General features: G+C 59.4%; 22 protein-coding genes, 1 tRNA gene and 1 pseudogene. 10 read left to right on the top strand and 14 right to left on the bottom strand.

The window, feature by feature from the left end; translation table 11 throughout:
- Nucleotides 1-26 precede the first annotated feature (26 nt).
- Nucleotides 27-1007 carry an MsnO8 family LLM class oxidoreductase gene (locus tag F1563_RS02450; RefSeq protein WP_002527433.1) on the top strand — a complete coding sequence of 327 codons (981 nt, stop codon included), beginning with the start codon at nucleotides 27-29 and terminating at the stop codon, nucleotides 1005-1007.
- A gap of 777 nt (nucleotides 1008-1784) precedes the next feature.
- On the opposite strand, the gene F1563_RS02455 is transcribed toward F1563_RS02450, so the two are convergent.
- From F1563_RS02455 to dnaG, 4 genes are all read right to left on the bottom strand, one after another.
- Nucleotides 1785-1857, bottom strand: a tRNA-Asn gene (locus F1563_RS02455).
- Nucleotides 1858-1955: 98 nt separating this feature from the next.
- Nucleotides 1956-2462, bottom strand: coding sequence for a hypothetical protein (locus F1563_RS02460; protein WP_002527436.1), 507 nt, complete (start codon nucleotides 2460-2462; stop codon nucleotides 1956-1958).
- A 12-nt stretch (nucleotides 2463-2474) separates the two neighbouring features.
- Complete coding sequence (locus F1563_RS02465; RefSeq protein WP_002527437.1) at nucleotides 2475-3287, bottom strand: sigma-70 family RNA polymerase sigma factor; 813 nt, start codon at nucleotides 3285-3287, stop codon at nucleotides 2475-2477.
- An 86-nt stretch (nucleotides 3288-3373) separates the two neighbouring features.
- Nucleotides 3374-5227: a DNA primase gene (gene dnaG / locus F1563_RS02470; protein ID WP_149302534.1), complete on the bottom strand. Its 1854-nt coding sequence runs from the start codon at nucleotides 5225-5227 to the stop codon at nucleotides 3374-3376.
- Nucleotides 5228-5320: 93 nt separating this feature from the next.
- Here dnaG and F1563_RS02475 point away from each other — a divergent pair, with 93 nt between their 5' ends.
- Nucleotides 5321-6043: an ABC transporter permease gene (locus tag F1563_RS02475; RefSeq protein ID WP_002527439.1), complete on the top strand. Its 723-nt coding sequence runs from the start codon at nucleotides 5321-5323 to the stop codon at nucleotides 6041-6043.
- A gap of 34 nt (nucleotides 6044-6077) precedes the next feature.
- On the opposite strand, the gene F1563_RS02480 is transcribed toward F1563_RS02475, so the two are convergent.
- Both F1563_RS02480 and dusB read right to left on the bottom strand, forming a co-directional pair.
- Nucleotides 6078-7196 carry an HD domain-containing protein gene (locus F1563_RS02480; protein ID WP_002527440.1) on the bottom strand — a complete coding sequence of 373 codons (1119 nt, stop codon included), beginning with the start codon at nucleotides 7194-7196 and terminating at the stop codon, nucleotides 6078-6080.
- A gap of 48 nt (nucleotides 7197-7244) precedes the next feature.
- Nucleotides 7245-8501: a tRNA dihydrouridine synthase DusB gene (dusB, locus tag F1563_RS02485; protein ID WP_007433758.1), complete on the bottom strand. Its 1257-nt coding sequence runs from the start codon at nucleotides 8499-8501 to the stop codon at nucleotides 7245-7247.
- A gap of 31 nt (nucleotides 8502-8532) precedes the next feature.
- On the opposite strand from dusB, the gene bluB reads away from it, so the two are divergent.
- Nucleotides 8533-10284, top strand: coding sequence for a 5,6-dimethylbenzimidazole synthase (gene bluB, locus F1563_RS02490; protein ID WP_007433757.1), 1752 nt, complete (start codon nucleotides 8533-8535; stop codon nucleotides 10282-10284).
- A 3-nt stretch (nucleotides 10285-10287) separates the two neighbouring features.
- Here the strand turns inward: bluB and F1563_RS02495 are convergent, their stop codons facing one another.
- Entirely contained in the window at nucleotides 10288-11001 is a 714-nt protein-coding gene (locus F1563_RS02495; protein WP_002546784.1) for an NUDIX hydrolase, read from the bottom strand.
- A gap of 164 nt (nucleotides 11002-11165) precedes the next feature.
- On the opposite strand from F1563_RS02495, the gene nadA reads away from it, so the two are divergent.
- The 3 genes from nadA to nadC are packed head-to-tail and all read left to right on the top strand — an operon-like array spanning nucleotide 11166 to nucleotide 14630.
- Nucleotides 11166-12173 (top strand): quinolinate synthase NadA, encoded by a 1008-nt coding sequence (gene nadA, locus F1563_RS02500; RefSeq protein WP_149302536.1) that lies wholly within the window; start codon nucleotides 11166-11168, stop codon nucleotides 12171-12173.
- On the top strand, nucleotides 12166-13743 hold the full coding sequence (gene nadB, locus F1563_RS02505) for an L-aspartate oxidase (protein ID WP_002527445.1): 1578 nt from the start codon (nucleotides 12166-12168) through the stop codon (nucleotides 13741-13743). The genes nadA and nadB overlap by 8 nt, the downstream gene beginning before the upstream one ends.
- Entirely contained in the window at nucleotides 13740-14630 is an 891-nt protein-coding gene (nadC, locus tag F1563_RS02510) for a carboxylating nicotinate-nucleotide diphosphorylase (RefSeq protein ID WP_002527446.1), read from the top strand. The genes nadB and nadC overlap by 4 nt, the downstream gene beginning before the upstream one ends.
- Before the next feature lie 94 nt (nucleotides 14631-14724).
- Here the strand turns inward: nadC and F1563_RS02515 are convergent, their stop codons facing one another.
- The 4 genes and pseudogenes from F1563_RS02515 to F1563_RS02530 all read right to left on the bottom strand — a co-directional run.
- On the bottom strand, nucleotides 14725-15483 hold the full coding sequence (locus F1563_RS02515) for a succinate dehydrogenase/fumarate reductase iron-sulfur subunit (protein ID WP_002527447.1): 759 nt from the start codon (nucleotides 15481-15483) through the stop codon (nucleotides 14725-14727).
- On the bottom strand, nucleotides 15480-17606 hold the full coding sequence (locus F1563_RS02520; protein WP_002527448.1) for a fumarate reductase/succinate dehydrogenase flavoprotein subunit: 2127 nt from the start codon (nucleotides 17604-17606) through the stop codon (nucleotides 15480-15482). Before F1563_RS02520 ends, F1563_RS02515 begins: the two co-directional genes overlap by 4 nt.
- Entirely contained in the window at nucleotides 17603-18373 is a 771-nt protein-coding gene (locus F1563_RS02525) for a succinate dehydrogenase cytochrome b subunit (RefSeq protein WP_149302538.1), read from the bottom strand. The genes F1563_RS02520 and F1563_RS02525 overlap by 4 nt, the downstream gene beginning before the upstream one ends.
- A gap of 156 nt (nucleotides 18374-18529) precedes the next feature.
- Nucleotides 18530-18967 (bottom strand): annotated as a pseudogene (locus tag F1563_RS02530) (His/Gly/Thr/Pro-type tRNA ligase C-terminal domain-containing protein); the annotation flags it as partial.
- 97 nt (nucleotides 18968-19064) lie between these two features.
- Between F1563_RS02530 and F1563_RS02535 the strand changes: the two are divergent.
- Together F1563_RS02535 and F1563_RS02540 are read left to right on the top strand one after the other, a co-directional pair.
- A complete protein-coding gene (locus F1563_RS02535; RefSeq protein WP_069181687.1) occupies nucleotides 19065-19817 on the top strand; it encodes an ABC transporter ATP-binding protein in 753 nt (250 codons plus the stop codon).
- Nucleotides 19814-21700 (top strand): ABC transporter permease, encoded by a 1887-nt coding sequence (locus tag F1563_RS02540; protein ID WP_149302540.1) that lies wholly within the window; start codon nucleotides 19814-19816, stop codon nucleotides 21698-21700. The genes F1563_RS02535 and F1563_RS02540 overlap by 4 nt, the downstream gene beginning before the upstream one ends.
- Before the next feature lie 560 nt (nucleotides 21701-22260).
- Here F1563_RS02540 and F1563_RS02545 read toward each other — a convergent pair.
- Nucleotides 22261-23127, bottom strand: a complete 867-nt coding sequence (locus F1563_RS02545) for a prolyl oligopeptidase family serine peptidase (protein ID WP_007433751.1) — start codon at nucleotides 23125-23127, stop codon at nucleotides 22261-22263.
- A 126-nt stretch (nucleotides 23128-23253) separates the two neighbouring features.
- Nucleotides 23254-24672 carry a glycine--tRNA ligase gene (locus F1563_RS02550; RefSeq protein WP_002527454.1) on the bottom strand — a complete coding sequence of 473 codons (1419 nt, stop codon included), beginning with the start codon at nucleotides 24670-24672 and terminating at the stop codon, nucleotides 23254-23256.
- Between the two features lie 187 nt (nucleotides 24673-24859).
- Between F1563_RS02550 and F1563_RS02555 the strand changes: the two genes are divergently transcribed.
- Nucleotides 24860-25276 (top strand): Fur family transcriptional regulator, encoded by a 417-nt coding sequence (locus F1563_RS02555; RefSeq protein ID WP_002546781.1) that lies wholly within the window; start codon nucleotides 24860-24862, stop codon nucleotides 25274-25276.
- Here F1563_RS02555 and F1563_RS02560 read toward each other — a convergent pair whose 3' ends face one another.
- Nucleotides 25277-25948 (bottom strand): response regulator, encoded by a 672-nt coding sequence (locus tag F1563_RS02560; RefSeq protein ID WP_002527456.1) that lies wholly within the window; start codon nucleotides 25946-25948, stop codon nucleotides 25277-25279.
- Nucleotides 25949-26287: 339 nt separating this feature from the next.
- On the opposite strand from F1563_RS02560, the gene F1563_RS02565 reads away from it, so the two are divergent.
- Nucleotides 26288-26470 (top strand): hypothetical protein, encoded by a 183-nt coding sequence (locus F1563_RS02565; RefSeq protein ID WP_172623555.1) that lies wholly within the window; start codon nucleotides 26288-26290, stop codon nucleotides 26468-26470.
- The last annotated feature ends 12 nt before the right edge of the window (nucleotides 26471-26482 follow it).

A 26482-nucleotide genomic window follows, 5' to 3' on the forward strand; every position in this document is an offset into this window, starting at 1 on the left:
CGGACTAATAGAAAGGATGAAGACCATTGAGACTAAGTGCCTTAGAGCAGATTCCGCTATTTGTCGGGCATCCCGTCACCCAAACCCTCGACGAAACCGTCACCCTGGCACAAGGACTTGAGGAGATCGGTTTCCATCGGTTCTGGTTGGCCGAGCACCACAATACCGACCACTTTTTGTCGAGTGCACCAGATTTGCTCACGGCGCGCATCGCAACGGCGACGCAGTCGATTCGTCTTGGCTCGGGCGGAGTGATGGCCATGCACTACGGCTCCCTGCAAATGGCGGAACGGTTCTCGACCCTCACGGCACTCTTCGGCAATCGTATCGACATGGGCCTGGGCCGAGCGCCCGGCGGTGACATGCTCTCCGCCCATGCCCTCAACCAGGGGCAGGTCATCCGTCCCGAAGCCATCGACTCCCTTATTGCCGAGACGGTGGAGTTCGTGCGCGGGACGCTACCACCAACACATCCCTACGCGAAGGTCGTCGTGACCCCGACAGGCCAGATCCAGCCACAGACCTGGCTACTGGGATCGTCGGGTCAGTCGGCGGTATGGGCCGCCGAGCATGGCATGGACTACGCCTACGCCCAGTTCTTCACTGGGCACCAGAGCACCGGGATCATGGACCACTACCGCGCTCACCTGGCCGACGGTTTTCCCGGAAGGACCCTGTCGGCAGTGTGCGTGTCGGCTGCCCCAACGCGTCAGGAAGCCCTGGACCAGTCGCTCATGGCGGCGAACTTCCGGGTAAGCCTGGGGACGGGCCGACCGGTGGCCTTCGTCACGGCCTCTCAGATGGACGCCGATACCCGATCTCTGCTGACGAACTATGTCCTGTCGAATGAGGACACGATTTTCGTCGGAGATTACGATGAGGTGGCCGACAAACTCACCGCCTTCCAAGATGCTCACCACGTCGACGAGTTGATGCTCATCAGCTACATCGATGACGTGCAGGTCAAGGTGGAGCAGTACCGTCAGCTCGCGAAACGACTGATCTGATCACGGGAGCGCCACAGGTGGAGTCCATCAATCATGGCTCTACTGGGGTTGAGTAACCCCATATGGCCGGCACGCGATATAGAGCTCTCAACCTATTGAACTTTCGGACCGCAGGAGGTAGCCACGATCACAGTCGTCATCGGCAGTAGCCGTAGCATGTGAACTGTCGTGCTCATATCCGTGTTGGTTACGGAACCGTCGGATCTGAGCGGCGTTACAAGACCTTCGTCCTAACCTACATCCGTGCTGCTGCGATGCGTTCTTGGCGACGGCGGCGCATATGGACTGCGTGCGTGGCTGGCATGTCGCAGTTTCGGTGCCTTCGACTGCGCCTCGGGTGGTTCGGCATAGTTCGACAATCTCGTCGGTGAGTCCTCCGACGTCAAAAATAATGGTGACTTTTCAGTCAACACGATCAACGTCCTGGTCCGGAGTGACGAGCTAATCGACAACCTCGTCAGCACAGATAACCCCGGGGCACCACCGTGGGGACTGAGAGGCAGCAGACACCGACGGGCCACGCTCCAAAACGTGGTCCTCAGACCTTGCCCGCTGACAGGACAAGCCACACCTATCGGAGCCCCAGATCAGTCTCGCCACCATTCTCTATGGGAAGTACCCATGACTAACGCTAGAACGTAAAGCAGCTGCCGTAACGTAGTTCCTCTCAAAACAAAACCGCTACGCCGCAACCGAGGAACCTTCAGGGGCTGGAAGTCCCCCTTATCAAATTTATTTCGGGGAACGTTCTCCCTTCTCAAATGGGGCATTCCTTTGCTCCCCCGACTGGACTCGAACCAGTAACCCTCTGATTAACAGTCAGATGCTCTGCCAATTGAGCTACAGGGGATCAGCGCCCTAGCGCGAAATGAAACACTAGCAGTATCGCTCACGCGAAGACAAATCACGCCACGTACACAGCCCGGCCCCCAACGTCATCGCCTGACGTCATCCCCACTCCTTCTTGAGGGAATCAGTCGCCTCTACAACCGCCTGACGGGTATCAGGATCATTGAGATCAGCCGACTCTCTTGCCACCACCGTCCAGGTGATGGCTCCATCAGCCTTGGCCAGGTGCCCAGCTGGAATGCGGCCTGCGATGAGGACATTTCCCCCGCACACCGGCACCGTTTTCGTCGCTGCGATGGACTCGGTGATCCTGGCTCGAAACACATCAGGGATCTTCCCCGGTTTGCTCAGCACCGCTGAAGCGCCAGACCCGTCCAGGAACTCCCACCTAAGCGTCGAGGTTTCACCATCCCATCTGCCGAGGACGATCTCGTGCCACGCCACCGCCGAGTCGGTTTGGTCGGTCAGCACGACCAATCCCTCGGTCACGGCTATGGCGATGACCCCGTCACCCCGCCCATAAGCGAGCACCTTGGCGTCATTGAACCCGAGAACCGCTCGCAGACGGGCCATCTCGTCAGCACTCGGCCCTTTCGTCCACCACATGTCTCCATCCTGTCACGCAGCCACGACCTCTTGCAGATAGCGCCTCAGCCGTGCAAGGGCCCGATGCTCGATGCGTCTGGCGTTCGACGCCGACAGTCCTAGCTCGTCGGCAACCGCAGTGATCGTCATAGGCTCACCTTCAAAGCCGTGCCTCAGCTCCACAATGCGTCTCTCCTGGCCCATCAGCAAACTAATGAGCCCAGACTCGGGATCGTCGCAACATTTCTGAACAACAGCCACCTGCTCGAAAAAACTGGTTTCTATCTCCCAACATTCGACTCTCCTCTTCTCCACCCACATGACGTCCTTGCCCATCTGCGCGGCGATCGCATCACTACTAGGCACCCGTTGCCATCGTGCCGTCAGCTCCTCTTCGATCCGAGCCACCTCTGCCGCCTCTCGCATCACTGACCGCGATCTGGCCCCGCTTAATCTGACGACCTCTTCACCGATGCGACGACGAATCCACGTCCAGGCGACGGTAGAAAACCGTGCTCCGCGGCGTTCGTCGTACCTCTCGATGGCTTCCCCCAATCCGACGCATCCGGATTGAATGAGGTCCTCGACACTGCACCGGTAGGTCACAGCCGCCTGACGAGCCTGGGTCAAGACGATCGCCAACATTTGACGCCACAGAGCTTGCCTGGCAGCCACTCCATCATCTGAGATCTTGCGCAACTCTGCCTCACTGACCGGAACTGCTGCCAAGAAGCGCCCTGCGAGAATGGCATCGGCGATAGCACCGGCATCGAGTCTATGAAACAGATCGCGCTCCTCCGCAGGGTCCAGAGCGACGACGCCGTCAACGAAATCCGTGTATCTCATGGTCCGACGATGACGCGCATTGGACCATGGCCAAACCCCTCATAGACAATCTGTGGACACAGAAAAAGTTGTCCACAGATGTCGCATCAGGCTGAGATAGTTCCGCCCGCCACAATAAGACTCTTGCGCAGCGCCTCGAGAGTCATCAGATCAGAGAACATAGCGTTGTAAAGTTTGCGGTCTTGGTTCGGGTTCGTGCGCTGCAGACGCGATTTGAGGTTGGCGATGTCATCGGTAATTGACAACAGCCGCACCCTCGCCGCGTACGCCTCTGCGTAGTCTCGATCAGGCTCCTCACGCAGCACCGGCTCCACCAGCAAGGCCACCTCAAGTTGCTTTACCTGCGGATCTGGCGTCGCCTCACCAACTTTCTCTGCCCATCTGTCCTGCCCCCGCGGCACAGCCAAGACAGCCTCGAACACCGCCTGGTAGGCCGGGTGGCGCAAATCCTCGACTTCGACCTGGTCCCATTTCTCATCAAAGAGACCGGGATGTTGCAAGGCAAGCTTAAGAAATCCTCGTTCCACAGACAAAGAAACGTCAGCCGGATCCGGCCACGGAATCCCTGGACTTTGCTGAGGCTCAGGCGGAGGAACAACGGTCAACTGCGGCTCAGAGCGATGCTGCCTTCGGGCACGCGAAACCTCTCGACGCACCAGGTCAATGTCAGTACCTACCACCTGGGAGAGCTCACGCACATAGCCATCCACCAAGGATTGATCGCGAATACTCGTGACCAGAGGGGCCGCTGCCCTAATGGCGGCGACGCGACCGTCCGCACGGTCAAGGTCGAATTGATTGACCGTGTTCTCCATGACATAGCGGTATAGCGGAACCCGACGCGCAACGAGCTCCCGAACGGCTTCTGGACCGCGCTGCATGAGTAGGTCGCACGGATCTAACCCGGTGGGCTCGACGGCGACGTAGGTCTGGGAGGAGAACTGGTTGTCGCCACGGAACACCTTGAGGGCCGCCTTTTGGCCGGCAGCGTCACCGTCAAAAGTGAAGATGACCTCTCCGTTGAGGGATCCGCTGTTGCCCATGAGGCGCTGAATGAGCCGAGCATGGTCATCGCCAAAGGCAGTGCCACAGGCTGCGACAGCGGTATCGACGCCGGACAGGTGCGCCGCCATGACGTCGGTGTACCCCTCGACGATGACGGCCTGGCTCTTCTTACCGATGTTGGCCCGAGCCATATCCAAACCGTACAGGACATGCGACTTCTTATAGACCGGAGTTTCGGGGGTATTGACGTATTTGGCAGGTAGGCGGTCGTCGTCATAGACCCGTCTGGCGCCGAAGCCGAGCACGGACTTACTAGAGTCTTTAATCGGCCACAGCACTCTCCCTTGGAAAAAATCCCATCCTTGGGAGCGAACCAGACCTGACTCGATAAGGACTTTGGGGGTAAAGCCCTTGGCGACCAGGTGGTCGCGCAGCACGTGGCCACCGCGCGGTGCATAGCCCATCCCGAATTGCACGGCAGCATCTGGGGAGAAACCTCGTCCAGCGACGAATTCCCGAGCGATGCGACCCTCATCGGTCGACATCTGGGATTGGAAGAATTTTGCTGCGGCCTCATTGGCGGCGAGGATCTGCATCCGCAGGCCTGGCTCAAGGCCAGGACGGCCGTCGTCGATGATGCGCAGCTGGACACCAGTTTTATCAGCAAGACGCTGAACAGCCTCAACGAAGGTGAGATTGTCGATCTTCTGAACGAAGGAGATAGTGTCCCCACCCTCGCCGCAGCCGAAACAGTAGAACAGGCCGCGCGACGGCGTCACCTGGAAGCTGGGGGTCTTTTCGTCGTGAAAGGGACATAGGCCTTTCAGCGAGCCTCCGCCAGCATTACGCAAGGTGACGTACTCACCGACGACCTCGTCGATCCGGGCCCGTTCCCGAACCAGTGCGATGTCCTCCTCGTTAATCCGGCCAGCCATGCTTATGATCCTACCCAAGTGTGGCTGGAGCGCCCGAATGGTGCAAAACTGTCCGCCGTGACCGTAAACCCTACGTGGCAACTTGCGTTGGCGATGATCCTGCTCATCGTGCTGGCCGTCATCGCATCTCTTTTCGGACGTCTGGGTATTGCTAAGGCTTCCGTCATCGCTTCTGTGCGCGCGGTGGCGCAGCTTGGAATCGTCTCCGTCATCCTTGTCTATGCCCTAGCTCACATGTGGGCAGCATGCCTATTCACCGTATTCATGTTCGCCATCGCCGTACGTACGACCGCGAATCGTTCCGGGATCTCCGCAGCGTGGATGTGGGCGGCAGTAGCCATGATTGCCGGTGTCCTTCCGGTAATTTTCGTCATCTTTGCGACTGGCTGTGCCCCGTTAAGTCCAGCGTCCCTGATCCCGGTGGCTGGCATCATCATCGGCAACATCATGAGCGGTCACACCTTGGCATGCCGTCGGTTTTTCGCTGATCTACGCGAGGGAATCGGCGTCTTCGAGGCGGGTCTAGCCGTCGGTTTTCCACGTCGTGACGCCATTGCGCTAGTCACCGAACCTAGCGTCACTGAATCGGTGCTGCCGACTGTCGACCGCACCGCGACTGTCGGCCTAGTGACTCTGCCAGGAGCTTTCGTTGGTGTGCTTCTGGGTGGTGGCTCAGCCCTGCAGGCAGGTGCTGCACAGGCACTCGTCCTCATCGGCATTCTGGGTGGTCAAGCGGTGACCGTCGTAGTCGCCCACAAACTTGTTAAAAGGGCAAAGCTGTTGCCCAGGGATCTAGGAGGCAAGCTTCACCCGTAAGACTGATAACCCTCAGATAATCCGCATCAAATTGTTAAAAGCCCCTACCCATACCCCGGGGCAGACGGCGTCGATCCCACCCCAAGAGCTCGGTAGCTTGAGAGAAAGCGAACTGATCGGTCATTCCTCCCACATATGCAACTACCTGGTGGACCCGGTCAGCGTCAGTCTCCAGAAACTCAGTAGGCACCTGGTCGATATGGCTTTGGTAATAGGTCACCAATCCATGCAAGACCTCAACGACGGCCTCTGCCTGCCCCAGGGACTCAGGACGGGTATAAATCCGCTCATAATTAAAAGCTCGCAATGCCGCCAGAGCCTCAGCAACATCTGTGGCCATCCCAACTCGGCCAGTAGCACAGGTGGTGTCAACGACACAGCGGATGAAAACCGATAGCTGGGTACGTCGATCTGTTCCCGCTACCTCCGCAACAACTGGTGGCAATTCTTCGACGGTGACGATCCCCGCTTTAACGGCATCCTCAAGATCATGGGCGCAGTAAGCGATCCGGTCAGCGAAGGAGACCACCTCCCCCTCAACTGTGCCTGGCGCTGGACGTGACCACGAATGGTTACGAATGCCATCAAGGGTTTCGGCGCATAGGTTTAGGCTGGCCAAACTGACGTCAGCTCCCCACGGCCCGTGGTCGAATCCTTCCGGGATGAAGGCGTCAAAGGCCTGCTCGGAGGCGTGCCCCCCTGGCCCGTGACCGCAATCGTGGCCCAGAGCTATAGCGTCAGCCAAGGTGACATTCGCGCCGATTCCGGCCGCAATCGATCGTGCGACCTGAGCCACTTCGAGAGCATGAGTGAGGCGAGTGCGCTGATGATCGGTGGGATGGACGACAACCTGAGTTTTGCCAGCCAGCCGTCGGAACGACGTGGAATGGACGATGCGATCCCGGTCGCGCTCAAAACAGGTACGTTCCGGATCGGGTTCCTCGGCAAGGCCACGGTTGCCGGCACCCATAGCGCGGGTGGCTCCTGGGCGCAACAGTAGATTCTCGCGCTCCTCGCGGGCTTGACGCCCAACGACCTCGCCGGTGTCGACCCGGGCGATACCCGACGGATGGGCGTGGACAACGTCGTCAAGGTCACGGTGACCGGCCATCGTCAGGGCCCAGGCTCGGGCCCGCTCCCCTACTTCGGACATGTTCCCATCCTGTCTTAACCAGGGGCGTAGGGCCAGCCCCAGATGGAATCAGCCCCCGGAAGCGTCGATTTCGGCAGCGGACAGATCATCATCGTCAAGGGTGCGGGAATCCAGCCATCCGTGCGGCATGACGACTTTTCGCCGGGGGGTGCCCTGACGGCCCCTGGCCTTACCAAGTTCCTTAACTGGGAAGGGGGCATCGTGGTCAAGGGTGGCCAGCAGGGCGTCAAGTTCCTCGAAACTGGAAATCTGGCCGAGGGCATGACGGATTTCCCCACCTACCGGGAACCCCTTAAGGTACCAGGCCATATGCTTGCGCATGTCTACCAGACCATGCATTCCCTGATACTTCACCAGAAGCTCGGTATGACGGCGAATCATGGCGCACACCTCACCCAAGCTCGGTAGCGTAGTGGTGCCACGGCCGGCGAAAGCATCGGCGAGGTCACGGAAGAGCCACGGACGACCCAGGCAACCCCGGCCAACCTCGACGCCGGCACAACCCGTTCTCTCGACCATGGCCATCGCGTCACTGGCCTCCCAGATGTCACCATTTCCGATGACAGGAACATCTACGGCTTTGACGAGGTCACCGATGGCATCCCAGTGGGAGTGCCCGGCGTAAGCCTCAGCGACAGTGCGGGCGTGCAGGCATACCGCGGCGGCACCGGAGTCGACGGCGGCCCGGGTCGAGTCCATGTAGGTGATGTGGTCGGGGTCGATGCCGATCCGAATCTTGACGGTGACGGGGACCCCATGGGCGTCACCGGCCTGGACAGCAGCGGAAATAACGGCCGTGAAACGGTCAAGCTTCCATGGCAGGACTCCCCCACCTCCCTTGCGGGTAACCTTCGGAACGGGGCACCCGAAGTTAAGGTCGACGTGATTAACCCCATACTTCTCGCACAGGATCGACGTCGCCTCACCCACCATTCCCGGGTCAACCCCGTAGAGCTGGACCGACCGCACATCCTCACCTTCGGCGAAGGCAAGCATGTCGTGGGTCTTGTGGTCCCCGTACACCAGGCCGCGCGAAGTGATCATCTCGCAGACATAGAGGCCCGCACCCTGTTCGGCACAGAGCTGGCGAAACGCCGCATTAGTAACGCCGGCCATAGGTGCCAGCACCACCGGGGTATCCACCGAAACGGTGCCGCCGGAGGGTGCGGTCAGGGTAAGGGGACTGGAAAGCACCAGCCCATGGTAAACGTGGTAATCCGGTTCAGCAGAAACCGTCGTGCCAACGCCAGTGGCACAACGAGATACCACAACCCACCACACCACACCACACCATCCCAGCGACATGCCGCCGCGAACCGAGCACTACCCTCATGCTGTGACCATCCCTGACGAGAACCCATCCACCAGCCAGCGCTGGGACCGTCCAATTCCCCGAATAGGAGACACCACCTCTTCCGCCACCCGAGCAGCCGACCCCACCGGATGGTCTTTGGGTAACCAGGTGCAGCAGGGGCTGGACGCCGCCATCGATTCTCGGCGTGACATCCGCCGTTACCGCCACGACGACATCCCCGAAGAACTCGTCAATACCGTGCTGTGGGCCGGTCACCGCGCTCCGAGCGTTGGTCATAGCCAACCGTGGCGGTTTATCGTGGTGCGCGACGCCGACATCCGTGATCGCGCCGCCGTGATGGCTGACCGAGAGCGACTGCGTCAAGCCGACCTCCTCACCGCGGACCGCAAGGCCCGCCTCCTCGACCTCCAACTTGAGGGGATCCGCGAAGCTCCGGTCGGCGTTGTCGTCGCCTGTGACCGCCGAGCGCCGGCGTCGGGGGTATTGGGACGTAACACGTTCACCGACGCCGACATGTGGAGTTGCGCCTGCGCCGTCGAAAATATGTGGCTGACCGCTCGCGTCTACGGTCTAGGGATGGGGTGGGTGACCCTCTTCCAGCCCGAGGAACTGGCAGAGCTCCTTTACCTTCCGGACGGCGTTGAGACCCTCGGTTGGCTGTGCCTGGGATGGCCCGATGAGCGTCCACCGGCTCCTGGGCTCGAGAGGCGCGGCTGGTCACGTCGTTTGCCGCTTGACAACGTCACCTTAGCGGACCGCTGGCCCGATACCGCCCAACCTGAAGCGCCCGTTTCGGCCCTGCGCTCCCCTGACCGTCAACAGGTAGTGGCCGCTCACGACGACGCCGATCAGCTCCTCACCCCGCCCGGATCTCTCGGCTTGCTCGACCAGACCCTCGACCGGGTCGAGGCCGCGGGCGGAATCGAGATCACCGGTGGCACCCTCGCCCTCATCGGAGCTGACCACCCCGTCGCTAACCTCGGCGTCACAGCTTTCGACGCCTCGGTGACTCACGACGTCATGGCAGCCTCCGTCACCGGGACTGGGCTGGGCGTCTCCACCGCAACCGCCGCCGGGCTGTCCCACCTCGTTGTCGACGCCGGGGTTGCTCAGCCGGTAAAAGGGGCCAGGTCCGTGCGCGTCCCCGGGAAGCGCGGCGACCTTCGCCACACTGACGCCATGACCCCGTCCCAGGTAGACGCTCTGCTGCGCGATGGGCGGACCCTGGGTGCAGAAGCATCCGATGGGGGACTGGTGTGTCTCGGCGAAGTTGGGGTTGGGAACACCACCGTCGCCACAGCCCTGGTCTGCGCTTTGACCGGATTAGACCCCGAAGAGGCCGTTGGTTTGGGAGCCGGAAGCGACACCGCCATGGTGGAACTCAAGGCGGAGGTCATTAGGGCTGCCCTCACCCGAACCCACGCCAACAACGACCCCGAGCATCTTCTCGCCGCCCTGGGAGGCCCCGAGTTTGCTGTCCTGGCAGGGGTGTGCCAGGGTGCAGCAGAGGCCGGCTCCCCCGTTATCCTCGACGGTCTGGCTACCAGCGTCGCAGCCCTTATCGCGACCAAACTCTCGCCGGGCCTCCCCGGCTGGCTCGTCGCTTCGCACGCATCACGAGAACACGCCCATCAAATTGTGCTCGCTGAATTGGGGTTGGAAGCCCTCATGGAGTTGCGGATGCGCGCTGGCGAAGGCATCGGAGCATGCCTTGGGGCTCAGATGATCCTCACCGGTTTGCAGGTTCGCCGTACCGCCGCGCGAACCCGCTAAACCTCAAGACGCCCTACCGCGCGTCCCCGGCTTCAGCACCGCAAAGGGGTCAGTGACCTCGTAGTCGCTTCGGGTAAAAGTCCAGGTGGCTGGGGGGCGGCCACCCCTCTCTCCTGACTCCTCTCGATGTCCAGTTTTGACGATCTGGCCACGGCGTCGTAGCACCCGCGAGAGATTCGTGACATCTACCTCGTGTCCCAAGCAGGCCCGGTAGATGTCACGCAGCTGCGCCAGAGTAAACTCCGCCGGGGCCAGGGAATACGCGATATTGGTGTAGGAAATTTTGCCACGCAGCCTGACGACGGCCTCCGCAACGGCCTGGGCATGGTCAAAGGCCATCGGCATGGACTCGCGCACAGGCAACCATCGTGCGTCCCCGTGCGCCTCGGTGTCCGGGACAACCAAACTGAGATATGTCGTCGCGATGGTCCTCTCAAAGGGATCACGCCCCAGTTCTGAGCGCGTCGATAATTGCTCCTGATGGCCTAGCAGGGAAACGTCCAGCAGGCCACCCAGATACCGCTTCACCGCCTGCTCCATAGTCTCGTCAACTTCCAGGGGCCCGCCGGGCAGGGCCGGCATTCCCGTGAATGGTTCGCGGGATCGATCTTTGACGAGCACCTCAAGATCTTCCTGAGACACTTTCATGACAACAGCGAGCACCTCGTGACGAAACTTGGCCACCCCGCGTTGATCGCGGTAGATCGTGCGCGGCATCCCGCGCCTTGAGTCATCGTGATCCGCCGTCACCACAGCATCAGCTTATCGGCAGGCATCACACAACTGGCCTACGGTTCTCATTCGCGTCAGCTCATTCAGTTTTCGTCTATAAGACGATTAGTTCTAGACTACAAGTCGATTATCTGAAAGGAGTCGTTCCTGTGACCACCACCCTCCCGCCCCGCAGCGTTTTGACCCCCTGGGCCAGCGGCATCCGCCGCCTCGCGAAAGAGAGAGATACGATCATCCTCGCCCACAACTACCAAGCCCCCGAGATTCAGGACGTAGCCGACCACGTCGGCGACTCCTTAGCCCTCGCTCGGCTAGCCGCAAAAAGTTCTGCCAGCACCATCGTGCTGGCTGGGGTTCACTTCATGGCCGAGACCGCCGCCCTGCTGTGCCCCGACAAGACCATTCTCATCCCCGACGCCCAAGCCGGATGCTCTTTAGCAAACTCCCTGACCGTCGAGCAATTGCGGGCCTGGAAGACTGAGTATCCCGACGCCGCCGTCGTCACCTACGTCAACACCACCGCTGAGGTGAAAGCGGAGTCTGACATTTGCTGCACCAGTTCCAATGCCGTCGACGTCGTCAACTCCCTGCCCGCTAACCAGGAGATACTCTTCGGGCCCGACCAGTTCCTCGGTGCCCACGTACGCCGTATGACCGGACGCCACAACATCCACGTTTGGATGGGCGAGTGCCACGTCCACGCCGACATTTCCCCCACCGAACTATGCAATCAAGTGAAGACCAACCCCGATGCCGACCTCTACATCCATCCGGAGTGCGGCTGCACCACCAGCGCCCTGTGGCTCACCAGCAATGGAGACCTCCCCAGCGAGCGCACCCATGTGTTGTCCACCGGCGGGATGCTCAATGCCGCCCGGATGACGCGCAACCGCCATGTGCTTGTCGCCACCGAAACAGGAATGCTGCATCAGCTTCGCCAGGCCAACCCCGGCACCACGTTCACCGCAGTTAACCCGCACGCCGTCTGTCCCTTCATGAAGATGATCACCCCCGAGAAGTTGCTGCGGTGTCTGGAGGCCGGACGCGAGGTCGTCACTGTCGATCCAACCCTCGCCAACAAGGCCCGCACAGCCGTAGAACGCATGATCGCCATCGGCGGATCGGCCGCCCCCGTCAAGGAGCCGGCCCGTGCCTGAGCACCAGTGTGACGTCCTCGTCGTCGGCAGTGGTGCTGCCGGCCTATCCAGTGCCCTCGCAGCTGCCAAAGCGGGACGCGCCGTAACGATCATGACCCGGGAGGGTATCGACGACTCCTCCACCGACTTGGCCCAAGGTGGCCTGGCAGCAGTTTGGGGGTCAAACGATTCCTTCTCCCTCCACCTCGAAGACACCCTTACCGCGGGAGCCGGTCTCTGCCACCGCGATAATGTCGATGATCTGGTGCGCCACGCGCCGCAAACCCTGCGCCACCTCATGGACCTCGGCGCCCACTTTGACACCAACGCCGACGGCGAACCCGATCTCCACCTTGAGGGTGGCCACCACGCCCGACGGGTCCTCCACGCCGCGTGTGACCGGTCCGGCCACGAAGTCCACCAATGCCTCAGCTCGCGCCTACAGGCGGCCGGAATAACCGTGCTTACCAATACCCGGCTCATCGAGCTCATCATCGACTCAAGCGGCACGGTGCGCGGGGTCACCGCCCTGTCCGAAGGCCACACCGTCACCATTCCGGCACGGTGTGTCATCTTGGCCACCGGGGGCATCGGCGCGCTGTGGTCAGCGACCTCCAATCCGCCGGTCTGCACCGGAGATGGCATGGCCGCGGCACTTCGAGCCGGGCTGACGATTCGGGATCCCGAATTAATGCAGTTCCACCCAACCGTGCTCTTCGTCCCTGGTCAACGGGGACGCTCTCCTCTCATCTCGGAGGCCGTGCGCGGCGAGGGAGCGGTCCTGCTTGACGTCAACGGTCGTCGCATCATGACCGGCATCCATCCGCTCGAGGACCTTGCTCCCCGCGACGTGGTCTCCGCCGCCGAGCACGAGGCGATGCTCGCGACGGGATCCGACCACGTCCTGCTTGACGCTACCCGGTTCGGCAAGGTGACGTGGCAGAGCCGATTCCCCACAATATTGGCCAGTTGCCGCAAGCACGGAATCGACCCGTGCACCGAGCCCATCCCCGTCTCTCCCGGTGCGCATTACCACTGCGGAGGCATCGCTGCCGATATGGACGGGTGCACCGAAGTTCCCGGTCTGCTGGCCGTCGGCGAAACTGCGTGCACCGGAGTCCACGGTGCGAACCGGTTGGCGTCGAACTCGTTGACCGAAGCCCTTATCACCGGGGAGCGCAGCGGACGCTGCTCGACCACCCCAACCCACCCTGTAGCCTCACCTAACCACATCCGCACCGTTTACCATCAACGCTGGGTTCCCGGTGAGGCGCTGGGGACCATTCGCACCATCATGGACCGTGATCTCTTCATCAGCCGCAATGCTGACGGTTTACAGCAGGCTCTTCGTAAGCTGTGTCGGATCCGGGCTACGGCCGATCTCGACGATGCTGCCCTCACCGCAACCAATGCCGCGACAGTAGCTGCTGCCATCGCTACGGCAGCGTTGTGGCGCGCCGAGTCGCGTGGGGCGCATCGTCGCACTGACTACCCGCACCAAAACCCACTTTTCCAGGTCCACACTGACCTGCGCCTCGTTGCGGGTCGACCGACGGTGCTCTCTCAGACGTTGGAACAGAGAATCGCATGACCCATCTTCCTGAGTCACTAATCCGCACTCTCTCAGACCGTGGTCTAGATCCCGACCTCGTCGTCAGAATCGTCAACGCCTGCCTTGACGAGGACTTGCGCGGCGGAACCGACGTCACCACAGAGTCCATCTTCGGAGACACCGCTGGCCGAGCCGACATCCGTGCTCGTCAGCCGGGGTGTTTGGCGGGCGTCCCCGTGTCTGCAGCCGTGCTGCACGTGCTGGCTTACCGCACTGGAGCTGAGGTCAAGTTCACTACCCACCTTGACGACGCCACGCGTATCGCCCCCGACGACATCGTCGCCACCGTCTCAGGCCCGCTGCGCACCTTGCTAATCGCAGAACGCACCATGCTCAACCTCGTCAGCCACCTGTCCGGGATAGCGACAGCCACCTCGCAGTGGGCCGACGCCCTGGCCGGCACAAAGACGAAGATCCGTGACACCCGCAAGACGATCCCCGGTTTGCGTGACCTCGATAAATACGCGGTGCGCTGCGGGGGCGGCATCAATCACCGTATGGGGTTATCCGACGCCGCTCTCATCAAAGACAACCACATTGCCGCGGCCGGGTCTCTGATAGCTGCCGTCAACGCGGTTCGATCCCATCAGCCCGACGTGGTCTGCGAAGTTGAATGCGACACCGTCAACCAAGTACGCGAAGCTGTCGATGCCGGGATCCAGACCATTCTGCTCGACAATATGGACGATACCCAGATGACTGAAGCGGTCGGCCTATGTCGGCCGCACGGTGTCATTACCGAAGCATCCGGTGGGTTGACCCTCAACCGAGCCACAGAGATCGCTGCAACCGGAGTCGACTACGTCGCGGTCGGCGCCATCACCCACTCCGCCCCGATTCTCGACCTGGGCCTGGACTTCGACTGAGCGCGTAACTGCATGCCAAGGACTATGTGCTGAGGATGGGTTTTCGGGGCGTCCCGAAACCCAAACCCACCCGTAGCACTGCGCGACTAAACGCTCAGTTGTCTTTGCTGCGCGCTCCCCGGAATCCGGCACGCCAGCGCTCGCGGTTGACCCGGGCGACAGCCATCAGCGGAATGTTCACTGGGCAGGCCTCAACGCATTCACCGTACAGGGAGCACGGGCCGAACTCCTCGTCAAGGGCGTTGATCATGCGTCGCGCTCGCTTCGAACGCTCCTGACGCCCCTGCGGCATCATAGCCAGATGCGAAAGCTTCGCACCAGCGAAAAGCATCGCAGCGCCGTTCGGGCACGCCGCCACGCACGCTCCACACCCAATACATGATGCAAAGTCGAGAGCTTGCTCGGCCTCGGCATGCGGCTGCGGCACCGAGTCAGCATCGGGGGCCGTACCCGTCATGACGTCAACCGTTCCGCCGGCCTGTACCAGGTGGTCCATGCTCGTGCGGTCGATGGCCAAGTCACGGATGACCGGGAAGGCTGCCGAGCGGAATGGCTCGATCTTGAAGTGGGTAATGTTGGGGAACGCCCTCAGATGCTGACGGCACGCCGGGGTGTTCGGAAGCGGGCCATGAGGCTTGCCATTGACGACAAACCCACAACACCCGCATACCCCCTCACGACAGTCAGACTCGAAAACGATCGGATCACCGTTATTCTCGACAATCTGATCGTTGAGCCGGTCAAGCAACTCCAGCAAGCTCCACTCCGGCTCGGCGTCCTCGACAACGTGGTGCTCAAAATGTCCTTTGGCATCGGGGCCGTCCTGACGCCAGATGTCCAGTTCCACCCTCATCGGTAATCCCTCACCTGCAGATCGATCAACGAGAACGACAACGGTTCGCTATGGCGCACCTTGGTGCCATCAGGCCGCGTCTCCCACGCCGAAACCGCACACCAATCATCGTCATTGCGTTTAGCCTCACCGGCCTCGGTGGCGTACTCGGTACGGAAGTGCGCACCGGCCGATTCCCGGCGATCCAGGGCGTCAAGAATCATGACCTCGCCGAGCTCGATGAAATCGGCGACTCGACCGGCCTTCTCAAGTTCCTGATTGAGCCGGTTCCCCGTTCCGACCACCTTGACATCATGCCAGAATTCCTCCCGCAATTCGCGCACCTTCGTCAGGGCATCAAGCAGCCCAGCCTCATCGCGGGAGACCCCACACCCCTCGTAGAGGATGTCGCCGAGCTTGCGGTGAAACCACTCCGGTCGATGTGTTCCGCTGCAGTTGAGCAAGGCGTCAGTGCGCTTCTGTACCCTTTCGATGGCTGCACTGACCTCGGGGGCGTCCAAGGACAGCACGGGCTTTCCGACGAAACCTGCCAGGTAGTTCGGTACCGTCAGAGGCAGAGTGAACCACCCGTCGACACTGGCTGACAGCAATGAGTTGGCCCCCAAGCGGTTCGCGCCGTGGTAGTTATTCGACGCCTCGCCACCGACGAACAGACCCGGGATTGTACTCATCTGGTCGTAGTCGACCCACAGACCACCCATCGTGAAGTGCGCTCCCGGGGCAATACGCATCGGCACTTCGTAGGGATTTTCCCCCGTGGCGTCGAGGTACATATCAAACAGGTTGCCGTAGCGCTCCGCAATGGTCTTCTTTCCTAGACGCTGAATGGCGTCACGGAAGTCGAGGTAGACCGAATTCTTGAGCGGACCGACTCCGTGGCCGCTCTCGATCTGGGTCCTGGCGTTGCGGGAGGCAACGTCGCGTGGCGTCAGGTTTCCGAAAGCCGGGTACTTGCGCTCCAGGTAGTAGTCGCGCTCCTCCTCCGGGATGTCATTAGCTGGACGATCATCACCGGCTTTCTTCGGTACCCAGATCCGGCCGTCGTTGCGCAACGACTCACTCATAAGGGTCGTCTTGGACTGCCAGTGCGAGCTGACTGGCAGGGCGGTCGGGTGAAACTGCACGAAGCAGGGGCTGGCAAAGTATGCACCTTGACGGTGGGCACGCCACGTCGCGGTGGCGTTGGACCCCTTAGCCAAGGTGGACCAGTGATACACCGATCCATATCCACCGGTGCACAAGATGACGACGTGGGCCGTCCATGCCTTAATCTCACCGGTGAGAAGGTCGCGAGTGACAATGCCCTGAGCCTTGCCGTCAGCGACAATAAGGTCGAGCATCTCGGTGCGGTTATGCATCGTCACCGAACCAGCGTCGATCTGTGCCTGTAGGGCCTGGGAGCACACTACTTCGAGCTGCTGGCCAGTCTCGCCACGGGTGTAATAGGTACGCGATACCTGCACACCTCCGAAGGATCGAGTAGCCAACTGACCGCCATACTCTCGGGCGAACGGAGCCCCAATGGCGTACATGTGGTCAATAACCCGCACCGACTCAGTACCAAGCCGGACGACGTCAGCCTCCCGGCCCCGGTAGTCACCACCCTTGACAGTGTCCTTGACGAAACGCTTGAGCGAATCACCGTCAACCTTTCGGGCACGGGCTGCGTTGATACCTCCTTGTGCGGCCACCGAGTGGGCCCGACGCGGGGAATCGTGGAAGCAGAAAGCGTCGACGTGGTAACCGAGTTGGCCGAGAGTCGCGGCAACTCCGGAACCAGACAGCCCGGTCCCCACCACGATGACGTTCATCTTGCGACGGTTTGCAGGGTTAACGAGCTTGTACTCGCTTTGACGACGGGTCCACGCGGTGAGTGGGTCTCCTTCGGGAGCCTTGCCATCCAGTTCGTCACCGACGCGGTAGCCGGCCTTCTTCTGCGCCGGCCCGAGCGTGTCACGGGCCTTCGAACCGTTGCTCGCCCTTCTCGCCGATGACTCGGCCCGTCGGGGCTGGCTCTGCTCAGGTTTCGTCAGCTCAGCACCTTTTACCTCGGGCCCATCATCCGTGTGACGCCCTGTAATCATCTCGAGAGGCTTCTTGACGGCCTCGATCCAGTTATTCATGAGATCACCCCAGCAAGAATGAGCATGGGAAGTGCGCCGTTGCACACCACGACGGCTAGTGCGACGAGGAGGCCAATCACCATCCAAATGGCGCGCAGTCGGCGCCCGGTACCGCCGAAGTCATTGATGGTGTTGCGTACGCCCTGGGCGATGTGCAACCCAATGATGATCATGACGACGGTGTAGAAGATCGCCATCCACGGGCGTGACAAGCTCGCGATGAGGTTCTGGTATGCAGTGATGTGGATCTCGGGCGTTCCCTTATTCACTGGCCCTCGGAAGGACGACGACTGCACCCCCATGCCTAACGTCAGGTCGAGGATGTGTACCACGACGAAGACCAGGATGACGATTCCTGACAGCACCATTGTGCGGGCCCCCCAGCCCAAAACCTTCATGCTGTGCCGGGAGAACTTGCCGCGTGCTCGTCGCCCCCTCACCCAAATCGTCAGGCCGGCCCACACATGCAACACTAAGCACACGAGCAAAACGATCCGGAAGCACCACAAAACCCCACCGACGGGAAATAGCGGGTACAATACGGTGCGGAGGAACTCGGCGTAGGCGTTGTAATCCTCTGGGCCCATAAAAGCTTTCAAGTTTCCGACCATATGGACGAAGACGAATAACGCGAAAATCGTCCCCGTAACGGCCATGATCAACTTCAATGTGACATTGGAAGGACGTACCGCGCGACGCGCACGAACCGCTACGGCGTCCCCCCTGCGTTCAAGATCACGGCGGTCTCGAAGGTCAGGCACGCTCATGGAGTCATCACCCTTTCGCTGCTACATGAACAGCTTAAAGGATGACGTTTTGCACACTGACGCCGGGGGCAGGGCGCCGGTCGCGAGCGCTCTGACCCCGGTGTGGATAGATGTCTTTGTGCACAGTCGTCTTATGCGCAAAGACGGCTTAGTAAATCAGCAGCCGAGCAGTTTGCCGCCGAGGTATTCCTTGACCTTGTCGATGCTGACGCGTTCCTGAGCCATAGTGTCGCGCTCACGAACCGTCACGGCATTGTCGTCAGGGGAGTCGAAGTCCACAGTGACGCAGAACGGGGTGCCGATCTCGTCCTGACGACGATAACGCTTACCAATAGCCTGAGCATCATCGAAGTCGACGTTCCACCACTGACGCAGCTGCGCGGCAAGGTCCCGAGCCTTGGGTGAAAGATCAGAGTTGCGACTCAGCGGCAGCCCCGCAACCTTAACCGGGGAAAGGCGCGGATCCAGTTTGAGCACAGTACGCTTGTCAACTCCGGCCTTAGCATTGGGGGCCTCATCCTCGGTGTAAGCATCGACCATGAAAGCCATGAGGGAACGAGTGAGACCGGCTGCCGGCTCAATGACGTAAGGCAGCAAATTATGGCAAAAAAGGTATACCATGCTACACAGTATGGTTTGTTAAGAACAACCAATTATCAGTTTTGAATCGACAGGAGGCCCCTGCATTCCCATGAGAGAACAATTCACAGCTTCCGTTACGTCGACATCCCAAGTTCTCAACCTCGTCGGGCTGCATCACCGGTTCAGGTCAGGAGCCGAGGTCCTCAAAGGTATCGATCTCGATTTCACACCGGCCACGACGACTGCGATCATGGGACCGTCGGGCTCTGGTAAGACGACGTTGTTGAACTGCCTGTCCGGCATGATTCGACCGAGCTCGGGGCAGGTTCTATACCGTGGCAAGGACTTGGCTCAGATGAGCTCGTCCAAGCTTGACTCACTACGCCGCAGGGCATGGGGGTTCATCTTTCAGCAGTACAACCTCATTGACGCCTTGGACGCCATCGAGAATGTGAAACTCCCGGCCCTTTTCGATGGCACCCGAATGGATGACGCGACGGCCACCGAGTCGTTGACACGGGTTGGGTTGGCCGAGCTCGCTCACCGCTATCCTGACAAGATGTCAGGGGGTCAGCAACAGCGCGTCGCTATAGTCCGAGCCATCGCGACCCACCGAGACATCCTCTTTGCCGACGAACCGACTGGTGCGCTGGACTCGGAGTCGCGCCGCGAAGTCATGGACAATCTCGTCACACTGCCCGAGGTGGGAACCACCCTTGTCATGGTGACTCACGACCCAGTCGTAGCTTCACAAACCCAGCGAGTCATCTTCCTATACGACGGCCACATCGTCGACGACACGACGGGGTTGAGTTCCCGAGAGATCTCGGACCGCCTAGTGCAGATGGAGGTGCACGCATGATCGCCACGACGCAGCTGGCTGCTCGTCTCGTGCGGCGTCACCGGGATCTGTATGTAGGCGTCATGGTGATGATCGCGCTCACCATGATCATTGGCGGGGCTGAGGTGTCATTGGCGTCTGCCTTCTCCCACCCCCAGCAAGTCCACATGCCAGAGGTGAGCGCCGATAAGGCACCCACAATCATGGTGCAGGCACGATCTGTCTTATGGCTCATGGCGTTCCTTGCAGTGGGGATCTGCGGATTCATCTTGGTGTCCACAATCACCCAAGTTGTGTCCTACCGTCAGCGTGAGTTCGCAATGATGCGGCTGGCAGGTGCGAGTCGTCGACATCTGGGCTGGCTCGTGTTCTTGGAATGTCTCATCGTCTCATTCGTCACCGGGATACCAGCGATCCTACTCGGAGCTGCGTTGGCTCCCGTGTTCTTGCGCGGGTTGCAGGCAATCGACTTCTTCGGCCCCAATCTGTCGGTGGATGTGGGCATCAGCGCCGGACCGCTGTTCACGCTGCTTGTGACGATGACCCTGTTGGCAGGATTCGCCGGACGATCCGCACTGCGTCGTATCCCTGATCGTGAACTTGCCGGTGCTCATGACAACACCGTTTCGACGATGTCATGGTGGTCGATGACGCTACGTCTCATCATGGGGGTGGGCGGGATCGTGGCAATCGCGCTGCTGAATCCACAGGCCTTGGGCTCCTACGGGATGTTGGCTCTGCCGTTCCTCGCAATGATACCGGCAGTCGCGCTGGCGCCTCTGCTCGTCCCAGCCGGGGCATGGCTGGTGGGTCATCTCGTAGGACTCGTGGCACCGGGATCCGGGCTCCTCGCGGCGAAGCGGTCCTCAAAGGATCGTCTGCGTTACGCCCGCCTGGCAACGCCGGCCATCGTGGCGGTAGGCATGGTTGGTGGCTTCATGGTGGCCAATGTGCCCGATGAGCAGCTCCAGGCTGCCAATTTCCGCGCAGCCGTCCAGTCGCAAACCGTGGCACAGGTCACTGGTATCTCCCAGACTGATCGTGCCGCTCAGGCATGGACTGAGCACCATGGCAAGGTAGCGCGCATGGGCATCGTCAATCGTTCGAAGGGGACGGGAGAGTTTGAAAGCTTCATGTTCGCCGATCTGCCGCGCCTTGATGCATTGACGTCATTGCATGTCGTCTCAGGTGATGCAACCGCGGTGCATGGCTCCGACGTGGCTGCCGACGCTGCAAGCCACAGGGTTGGCGACACCATTCCCATGACCGATACACGAGGACACCGATTCAGTGCACACGTCGTGGCAACCTACACCGATCCGCTTTACCAGGCTCCAATACTCGATTGGAGACAGACAGGTAAGTTCGTCAGGGAACCCGGCAAAATGCAGACGACGATGTACCTCGATGGTCTGGACGCCTCCACAGCGCAGCGCATTGCAGCATCAACAGGTACACATGTCACGACATACTCCAAAGCCCAGTGGATCGACCAGGCCATTGCCACCCGCAAAGCTAACTCCTATCGCAGCAACGTGGGAATTTTCGGCACGGTCTACCTCATGTGCCTCATCTCGGTCGTGCAGATGGCCGTCAGTGGATCGATGGCGCGCCATCGCGAGTTCCACGTGCTCCGCTCTTTGGGTGTTGGCCTGCAACGACTGCTCAACGTCGTGGGTACGGAGACCATCATCGTCCAACTAGCCGCCGGTGTACTCATCGGCTTGAGTATCACGGCGCTCGGAACCGAGTTCGCCACGACCAACGGCACGTCTGCTGGCTCAGCAGTGGCCGAAGTTGTTCCGCTCAGTCTCACTGCATTCATGGTGATCGCCATGCTGGCACTCATTGCTCAACTCACCAGCGTCTGGGCCATCAGCCATCGTAGTGAAAATCGCCAGTAACACCGGCGCTGACAGCGGATCACATCTCCGGCAACCATAACCTCTATCTCCCCGACAGGAATGCAGCTCGCTTCAGGAGAAGATGAGTAGAGGACGCAGACCGCGATCGGCAAGATGTTTAGCTTGACGAGTCTGCCGCTTACCATCATGGTCCTTATATTAATCGCACACCGACTTCATAGCACTGTCACCGGACGGAACGATAGGTCTGATACACCCACAAAGCCATTCATGCATCACAGGAAAACTTCATCTGTACACGGATCAACCCTATAACGCCAGCGAAGAACGCCGAGATCTTTTCTGATCGAGATCCAAAACCGTCATCAGACATCCACTTCATGCTGTGTTACAGCCCTAGAATAAAATCCCTAAGCATCGTTCAGAGAATATATAGATACGTGTAAAACATCGCAACCCAAAATTTACAGGTCTAGCAGCAATATAAAATTCATATTTGGAAAATATACTAGCACCAAATTATTCTCCAGTATATCCAATATACAGCCATAGAAATACAGCGCAAGTAAAAATAAGTCGCTAGGGTCGAACAAGTAGTTTTAAGAACGTGCAGATGAAAAGCAGTATTTCCAAAAGGAGATCGCGGATGCAAAGTCACGGGTTCCATGCCCGCCATTTGAGAGATGCGGGAGCCAGACGTGTCTGTGGGAAAATATTGTCATTTTAAAAATCCAGAAAGCAACGTCAATATTTGATATCCTCGAGTCACACCCGCCAGTAGTAACGAGAATATCAGGATAATCGATAGAGTGCGCCCCAGAGGTCGGCAGAATTGCACGAATTTTGCGGCGTGAGTATAAGCCATCTTCAGGATTACCGAACTCAATAAAGTCAGAGCGAGAAACGGGATCATAATCTCTCCGGAGAGATTGCGCAATATTAACAAACGGAGAGCAACATACGCAACCGCAGGGTCGCCAAATTCCGCGATTAACAGCACTAAGAGCGACAGCCGAGCCAGCCGAACCAGAAGATGAACCGAGCATACGAGAATCTATCCATCCAGAATCAACAAGGATTTGAGCGCATTCCTCAAGATCAGTGACAGCATTAAACTTCAAAGGAAACTGTCCACTCCTATGCCAAGCTGAGCCAAGTTCGCCTCCGCCACGTACATGAGCAAGTGCAACTACAACTCCAGCATCAATCAGAGGGGAGAACTCGAAAGCTTCATCTGCGTCTTGCGACACGCCATAGCATCCATACACATGTAAAATACCTGAGTTTTTCCTATTCTTGGGGAGATCTTTCCGGCGTAAGATTGTGATAGAGAGCAAAGGAACACGAGAAGAATATATTTCCTCAAAAACCACAGGATTTTTAGTTACAAATGGCGACCAAAAATCAATAGGCACTTTAAGCAAGGAATCGACATTAACCTCAAAAATACAACCCTGTGCATCCATATTAACAACAGATATATATGCACAGCGTCGTTCAGGAACAACATCAAGAATCCGGACATAATGCCGCCCTGTCTGACCCCAGCAGTGTGAGACCAGACAGGGCGGGCATGTCTGAAAGGCGTTGCCTCAGAAGCGCGGAAGCCGCTCGGCGAGGTAGTCCTCCACCTTGTCCAGTGCGATGCGCTCCTGGCTCATGGTGTCGCGGTCGCGCACCGTCACGGCATTGTCGTCAAGGGTGTCGAAGTCCACAGTGACGCAGAACGGGGTGCCGATCTCGTCCTGACGACGATAACGCTTACCAATAGCCTGAGCATCATCGAAGTCGACGTTCCACCACTGACGCAGCTGCGCGGCAAGGTCCCGAGCCTTGGGCGAGAGGTCGGAGTTGCGGCTCAACGGCAGGACGGCAGCCTTCACCGGGGCAAGACGCGGATCCAGCTTGAGGACGGTGCGCTTGTCAACACCACCCTTGGCGTTGGGAGCCTCGTCCTCGGTGTAAGCATCGACCATGAAAGCCATGAGGGAACGAGTGAGACCGGCTGCCGGCTCAATGACGTAAGGCAGATAGCGCTTGTTCTGCGCCTGGTCGAAGTACGACAGGTCCTTGCCGGAGTGCTTGGTGTGGGTGCCCAGATCGAAATCGGTGCGGTTGGCGATACCCTCCAGCTCGCCCCAGTCCGAACCGGCGAAACCGAATTTGTACTCGATGTCGACGGTGCGCTTGGAATAGTGGGAGAGCTTTTCCTTAGGATGTTCGTAGTGGCGAAGGTTGTCGGCATTGATTCCCAGGTCGGTGTACCAGTTGGTGCGCTCGTCAATCCAGTACTGGTGCCACTCCTCGTCGGTGCCGGGTTCGACGAAGAACTCCATCTCCATCTGCTCGAACTCACGGGTACGGAAGATGAAGTTCCCGGGCGTGATCTCGTTGCGGAACGACTTACCTGTCTGCGCGATGCCGAACGGCGGCTTCTTCCGCGCGCTGGTGAGTACATTTTGGAAATTGACGAAAATACCCTGGGCAGTCTCAGGCCGTAAGTAATGCAGACCTGCCTCGTCCTCAACCGGACCGAGATAGGTCTTCAGCATCATGTTGAAGTCACGCGGCTCAGTCCACTGCCCTTTGTTGCCGCAGTTAGGGCAGTTGATCTCCTCTAGCGGGACGGAGTCCGGATCGTCCATCCCATGCTTGGCTGCATACCCTTCCTGCAAATGGTCAGCACGCATGCGCTTGTGACACGACAGGCACTCGGTCAAAGGATCGTTGAACACACCGACGTGGCCAGACGCCACCCATACCTCACGGGGCAAGATGACCGAGGAATCCAAACCAACGACGTCATCACGGTAGGTCACCATGCAACGCCACCACTGCCTTTTAATATTCTCCTTCAGCTCGACACCGAATGGACCGTAATCCCACGCAGCGCGAGTACCGCCGTAGATTTCCCCGCATGGGAAAACGAATCCGCGCCGTTTACAGAGATTGATGACATTGTCGAGTGTGCTAGTGGAGGCCACAACCGTCCCTTTCTTCCAAGTCCTCATTGGAGTGGACACCCGGATGGCGCCCACGTGGGCAGCGCCGCCTTCGGGCTGGGCGGCGAGGCCGTTCACTAGCCTATCGGTAACCACACCGCACATGACCGCGACGACAGCCGACAGACAACAACTGGGATATCCGCCGGTTACTGGGGTACATTTGGCCTAGCTCGACCCCGACAGTGAGGTGATCATGGTGGAGAACCGTCGGCGTACGACCAAACAGCGCCTTGCCATTCGTGCTTTGTTTGACGACGAGTCGTTCTTCCTCACTGCCCAGCAAGTCCATGACCAGTTGCGCGAGCGCGGAGACCAGGTTGGTCTAGCAACCGTTTATCGGAACTTGCAGACAATGACTGAGGACGGCGAACTTGATGCCATCCGCGCTGAAGACGGCGAAATGACCTATCGACGCTGTTCTTCAGCGCACCACCATCATCTTGTGTGCCGCAAGTGCGGCAAGGCTGTCGAAATTGGGCCGGAGAAGATCCTGGAAGATTGGGCTCGCGATATCGCCGCAGAGTATGGGTTCAGCGAGACCGGTCACGAATTGGAGTTGTTCGGGATCTGCTCGAAGTGCTCCATAGCGCGCACGGAACCAGTGTCGTAATCAGCGGCGGAGCCGAGGGGTAACTAAGCCCAGCTCGCACGCTCTCACCAGCACCTCAAGACGACTGCGCACTCCCAGTTTCTTTGCTAGATGGCCAAGACGCTGCTTGACTGCGGACTCACTGAGACATAGTTCATCTGCAATGGCAGCGTTCGGTAACCCTTCGGCGAGAAGTTTCAGAACGTCGTCGTCAGCATCGGACAATTCCACCCGGGTCATATCAACCTGATGGGTCCCCCCGCCAGAGCGCCGAGCTGAAAACGCAGCAACCACACCACGGGCGATCTCAGGAGACACTGTCACCTGACCTGCCATGACGGCGCGGACTCCAGCGATGACGGCCTCCGGCTCAGATTCTTTAAGAAGGTATCCGGAAGCACCAGCAAGAATGGCCTCAACGACGATATCCCGACGAGCAAAGGTCGTCAGGGCAACAACAAGGATCGATGGATGACGCGAGACGATCATTCGGGTAGCTGTGAGACCATTCATCTCAGGCATCTTGAGGTCCATAAGGACAACGTCGGGCAGTAGCTGATCAACAAGCTCGACTGCTTCGCGACCATTAGTGGCTTGTCCGACGACCTCCATCTCTTCGACATGAGAGAAATAGCCAGCAAGGGCCTGCCTCATGATCGGATGATCGTCAGCAACCACGAGTCGAACTGACATCACATCTCCTTATACTCACGCTGAACGCTATCGGGCCTAGGTGAGACCTCCTCACCTAGGTAGTCGCACGGCGCCAACAACCAGTCATACAACGCCTTCGAGGCAAGGTATACGGTCAAGCCCACACTGCCTCGCATTCTCGCATGTCCGAGCAGTTCATATGACGACAGGTTAGGCACATGGCCGCAGACGACCAATCGTTTATGGCCTAGCCGGTCGGCCGGCCAGATGAGCAGTCAGACGGTCATCACACAGTTCCTCTCAGCACGTGTCGGCCACATCCACTCATTTTTTGCTTACCCGTTGTAGATAGCCCTTCCAAGGGGATACATTGTGTCCATGAAGAAAATTATCACCGGCATCGTGACTGCCTTGGCGGTCAGCTCCTTCTCGATCGCTATCCCAGCCCACGCGACCACTAGCTCTAGCCCTGTTCAGAACTCCGTCAAGACACAGCCCAAGGCCCAGGTTAAGGGGATCATTGACGGATTGTGTGCCGCTTACCCTAGATGGTGCGACTGATCGTTCTTTTCC

This window comes from Cutibacterium modestum, from assembly GCF_008326345.1.
Taxonomy (GTDB): Bacteria; Actinomycetota; Actinomycetes; order Propionibacteriales; family Propionibacteriaceae; genus Cutibacterium; species Cutibacterium modestum.